Below are 1,052 nucleotides of genomic sequence, written 5' to 3' on the forward strand. Positions count from 1 at the left end.
GTCGGCGCGGCCGCAACGACGGAAACGGCAGCCGACACGCGGTCCGCGCCGGCTTCCGGCGACGCACCGCCGCCCGCCAATAACGATACCGCCGCCGATCCCGCCCCCCGCGCCCGACGCTTCGCCGCCGGCACCGGCCGTTTCGCCGAAGCATGCCGGATGGCGTGGATCGCGCTCGTGTCGCACCGGCTGCGCACGCTGCTGACGATGCTCGGCATCATCATCGGCATTACGTCGGTCGTGTCGATCGTCGCGGTCGGCGAAGGCGCGAAGCGCTACATGCTCGAAGAAATCGGCAGCATCGGCACCAATACGATCAGCCTCTATCCGGGCTCCGACTGGGGCGACAGCCGCGCGGACACGATCCAGACGCTCGTGCCCGCCGACGTCGCCGCGCTCGCCGAGCAGCCGTACGTCGACAGCGCGACGCCCGAAACGTCGCGCACGCTGCTGCTGCGCTACCGCAACGTCGACGTCCACGCGCTCGTGAGCGGCGTCGGCGACAGCTACTTCCAGACGCGCGGAATGCGCTTCGCGCTCGGCGTCCCGTTCGACGACGATGCGGTGCGCCGCCAGGCGCAAGTGGCCGTGATCGACCAGAACACGCGCCGCAAGCTGTTCGGCGCGACGCGCAATCCGGTCGGCGAAGCGATCCTGGTCGACAACGTGCCGTGCGTCGTGATCGGTGTGACCGCCGACAAGAAGAGCGCGTTCGGCAGCGTGAAGAGCCTGAACGTGTGGGTGCCGTACACGACCGCGAGCGGGCGCCTGTTCGGCCAGCGCTATCTCGACAGCATCACCGTGCGCGTGCGCGACGGGCAGCCGAGCGCCGCCGCCGAGAAAAGCCTCGAGAAGCTGATGATCCAGCGCCACGGCCGCAAGGACTTCTTCACGTACAACATGGACAGCGTGGTCAAGACCGTCGAGAAGACCGGCCAGTCACTCACACTGCTGCTGTCGCTGATCGCGGTGATCTCGCTCGTGGTCGGCGGGATCGGCGTGATGAACATCATGCTGGTGTCGGTCACCGAGCGCACGCGCGAGATCGGCAT

1 protein-coding gene is annotated in these 1,052 nt (G+C 68.3%); it reads left to right on the forward strand.

Annotation, left to right across the window (positions count from 1 at the left end; all coding sequences use genetic code 11):
* Positions 1-1,052 (forward strand): ABC transporter permease (locus JMF90_RS38200; RefSeq protein WP_236598141.1); only part of this gene is annotated, 1,052 nt, incomplete at both ends.

It is taken from the genome of Burkholderia sp. E168m23 (assembly GCF_016586125.1).
Classification (GTDB): Bacteria; Pseudomonadota; Gammaproteobacteria; order Burkholderiales; family Burkholderiaceae; genus Burkholderia; species Burkholderia orbicola.